Here is a 3764-nt window from a genome sequence, read left to right as displayed (position 1 = left end):
TACCCATGTTTTAGATGAGTTGACCAAGCTTTTTAATAAAGTTAATGAGCTAGATCGATTAAGATATTTGGTCAATTCATGGGACATATTCTGCCATTCATCTGCCTAGATTGATGGAAGAGGGATAGAGGGAAACCAAGACCTTGAAACAGAAAAACTCCCACCCCGAAGGGCAGGAGCCGTGTAAAAAGATCACTAAATGGGTTAGAGGGAATTAGCCCCAGCTACCACCTCCAACAATTCCTGGGTAATGGCCGCCTGACGAGCCTTGTTATAGGACAGGGTCAAACTGCCAATTAACTGTCCAGCATTGTCACTGGCATTACTCATGGCCGTCATCCGAGCCGCCAACTCACTGGCCGCCGATTCCTGCAGAGCCCGCAGTAATTGGTTGGTATTGTAAAGAGGCAACAAAGCCTCGAGAATTTGCACCGGATCTTGCTCAAAAATCATATCCTGGGGAAAACTCTCCACCGGAGATTCTAGTTTTTCCCTTTCCACCTGGAATTTACCGCCCCTGGTAATCAGCCGGAAAATTTCATCATCGGGGGCTTCCAATCCCTGGGGAGAGAGGGGAAACAGGGTTTGGACCACAGGTTGGGAGCTAATCAAAGAAACAAACCGAGTGTAAATCAACTCCACCCGATCCACTGCCTCGGAAACAAACAAAGCCACCAGAGAATCGGCAATTTGAGCCGCTTCGGAAGCGTTGGGAATTTGTTCTAAGTTGGCGTAGCTGGCGGCCACATCGTAATCCCGCCGGCCGAAATATTGTTTGGCCTTACTGCCCACCAACACTAGTTTGACTGCAATGCCTTGGCTTTTTAATTCCTTGGCCCGTTGCTCTGCTCGCTTAATGGCGTTGACGTTATAACCACCGCACAAGCCTCGATCGCCAGTGACCACCAGGAGGGCCACCGCTTTAGGTTCCCGCTGTTCAAATAAGGGTAATTCTGTTTCTGCAAAGGAAAGACGGTTTTGCAGATTGTATAGCACCTGGGCGAGGGCATCGGCAAAGGGCCTGGTGGAAAGTACCTGTTCCTGGGCTCGACGTACTTTGGCGGCCGCCACTAGGCGCATGGCTTCAGTAATTTTTTTGGTATTTTTGACCGACTGAATCCGGTCACGAATCGCTTTGAGGTTAGGCATAGGACGTTACACCCGTTAAATTTATCTTTTTAATTGTTCTGGAGCCTAAATGTGGATCCCTAAAATCAGGGGTGGGGAAAAGTCGAGCTCGGCCCAGACCCTTCCCCCCAACTCACCGACTTGGGCATTGATTAGGCGGCAAAACCTTGGGTGAATTCTTTAATCCCTTCTTTCAACAAAGTTTCCGCTTCTTCGGTGAGAGCTTTTTGGCTACCGATAATTTCCACGTACTTGGCTTTGTTGGCCTTGAGGTAATCCCGCAGACCTTGGGCAAATTCCGTCACTTTTTCCACGGGGATGGTGTCAATGTAACCATTCAAACCAGCGTAGCTGATGGCCACCTGTTCCCACACGGACAAGGGAGAATTTTCCGGCTGTTTCAGCAGTTGGCGTAACCGTTGACCCCGGGCCAATTGGGCTTGGGTGGCGGCATCCAAATCAGAAGCAAATTGGGAAAAGGCTTCTAGTTCAGCAAACTGGGCCAATTCTAGTTTCAATTTACCAGCCACTTTTTTCATGGCTTTGGTTTGGGCGGCGGAACCTACCCGACTTACCGAAATACCAGCATTAATGGCAGGACGGAAACCAGCGTTGAACAGGTCGGTGGAAAGGAAAATTTGACCGTCGGTAATGGAAATTACGTTGGTGGGAATATAAGCAGATACGTCCCCGGCTTGGGTTTCAATCACGGGCAGGGCGGTCATGCTGCCACCACCGAGGGCATCACTCAATTTAGCGGCCCGCTCCAACAAACGGGAGTGGATGTAGAAAACGTCACCGGGGTAAGCTTCCCGACCGGGAGGACGACGCATCAACAGGGACATTTGCCGGTAAGCCTGGGCTTGTTTGGTCAAATCGTCATAGATTACCAAGGTGCTCTTGCCTTGATACATGAAGTGTTCCGCCAAGGTGGCACCGGTGTAGGGGGCCAAATATTGCAGAGTGGCGGGGTCGTTGGCATTAGCGGCTACCACAATGGTGTAGTCCATGGCCCCTTTGTCGGTCAGGGTATCGATGATTTGGGCTACGGTGGAAGCCTTTTGACCGATCGCCACGTAAACGCAAACCACGTCTTCGGACTTCTGGTTAATGATGGTGTCAATGGCGATCGCCGTTTTACCGGTTTTACGGTCCCCAATGATCAATTCCCGCTGACCCCGACCAATGGGAATCATGGCGTCGATGGCGGTAATGCCGGTTTGCATGGGCTCACAAACGGATTTCCGTTCAATAATCCCAGGGGCCGGAGATTCCAACAAACGGGTAGCAGAGGAAGTAATGGGACCCTTACCGTCGATGGGACGACCGAGGGAATCCACAACCCGACCCACCATGGCATCCCCTACGGGAATTTGGGCAATCTGGCCGGTGGTTTTAACGGTACTGCCTTCTTGAATATTGATGCCATCTCCCATTAACACTGCACCGACGTTATCTTCTTCCAGGTTGAGGGCAATACCAATGGTGCCGTCTTCAAACTCCAGTAACTCCTGGGACATTACCTGTTCCAGACCATAAATCCGGGCGGTACCATCCCCTACCTGGAGCACTGTGCCCACATTGGACACCTGCACACTCTGATCATAGGACTCGATTTGCTGGCGGATGATACTGCTAATCTCGTCGGGTCTAATGCTTACCATAGTCTTAATTTTCCGTTGAAAAAGTGAATATAAAGCGTCGCTGGGCGACGGAAATTAACTAGCTAGAGGGTGGTCCCGAGACTCAGACCAACCCGGCGGAGTTGACCTCGTAAACTGGAATCGAACACCTGGGAACCGACTTTGATGACAATGCCCCCCAGAATATCTCCATCGATTTTGGTTACCAATTCCACCGACTGGGCCCCGGTAAGTTGTTTAACTTTCTCTTTCACCTGATCCTTTTGGGCATCGGTGAGCTTGAGGGCGGAGGTCACTTCGGCTAACACCGTATTGGTGAACTGTCGCAACAGGACCAGGTATTGCTCGCAAATGGCTTCGAGGAAAATGATCCGGCGTTTATCCACCAACAACATCAAGAAGTTGATCAGGTAGCCATTGCCCCCTTCTCCCATCACAGAACGCAGCACAGATTTTTTATCTTCGTCCTTGACCACCGGGCTAGAAAGGGCGGCGGCTAAATCCGGAGATTCCTTCAGTAGAGCCAAAATGGAGCGCAGGTCTTCACCAAAAGCCTCCGTAAGGTTTTGCTGTTGGGCCAGTCCCATCAATGCCTGGGCATAGGGTTCAGCGATTTTACTGCTGTACATAGAACTTTTCATTAACGACCTCCCAATTGGGCAATACTGCGTTCGATTAACCGATCCTGGGTATCCTCATTGAGGCGATCGCGCAGGTCAGCTTCGGCCTTGGCCACTGCCTGTTCAGCGATGCGGCGCTTTAATTCCGCAATGACCCGGTCCTGCTCGGCACCCAAATCCTGGGCCGCTGTTTCTTGCATCCGGCGTAGGTCGGTTTCCGTCTGGGCTGCAATTTCTTGTTTAGCCACCTCTGCCCTTTGACCCGCGTCCTGGACAATGCGGGCGGCCTCGGCCTTAGCTTGGGCCAATTTTTTCTCTTCCTCCGCTAAAATCTGGGCAGATTTGCGTTGGCGAGTTTCAGCCTCTTCAATGG

General features: G+C 51.1%; 3 protein-coding genes and 1 pseudogene. All 4 read right to left on the bottom strand.

Annotation, left to right across the window (positions count from 1 at the left end):
* Positions 1-204 precede the first annotated feature (204 nt).
* The gene (locus tag IQ219_RS17920) at positions 205-1149 is read right to left on the bottom strand and encodes a F0F1 ATP synthase subunit gamma (RefSeq protein ID WP_194073506.1); all 945 of its coding nucleotides are present in this window, start codon (positions 1147-1149) and stop codon (positions 205-207) included.
* Positions 1150-1280: 131 nt separating this feature from the next.
* Positions 1281-2792 (bottom strand): F0F1 ATP synthase subunit alpha, encoded by a 1512-nt coding sequence (atpA, locus tag IQ219_RS17915; RefSeq protein WP_190598593.1) that lies wholly within the window; start codon positions 2790-2792, stop codon positions 1281-1283.
* A 62-nt stretch (positions 2793-2854) separates the two neighbouring features.
* Complete coding sequence (gene atpH, locus IQ219_RS17910) at positions 2855-3412, bottom strand: ATP synthase F1 subunit delta (RefSeq protein ID WP_194073505.1); 558 nt, start codon at positions 3410-3412, stop codon at positions 2855-2857.
* Positions 3412-3764: pseudogene (locus tag IQ219_RS17905) on the bottom strand (F0F1 ATP synthase subunit B); the annotation flags it as partial. The pseudogene IQ219_RS17905 and the gene atpH, both read right to left, overlap by 1 nt.

Source organism: Synechocystis sp. LEGE 06083, assembly GCF_015207725.1.
GTDB classification, from domain to species: Bacteria; Cyanobacteriota; Cyanobacteriia; order Cyanobacteriales; family Microcystaceae; genus Synechocystis; species Synechocystis salina.
Note: the sequence above shows the minus strand (reverse complement) of the source record. Positions and strands in the feature narration are given on the sequence as shown.

Excerpts from the sequence above, each read along its gene's own strand:
- IQ219_RS17920 (WP_194073506.1), bottom strand. The coding sequence starts at position 1,149 with ATGCCTAACCTCAAAGCGATTCGTGACCGGATTCAGTCGGTCAAAAAT.
- atpA (WP_190598593.1), bottom strand. The coding sequence starts at position 2,792 with ATGGTAAGCATTAGACCCGACGAGATTAGCAGTATCATCCGCCAGCAA.
- atpH (WP_194073505.1), bottom strand. The coding sequence starts at position 3,412 with ATGAAAAGTTCTATGTACAGCAGTAAAATCGCTGAACCCTATGCCCAG.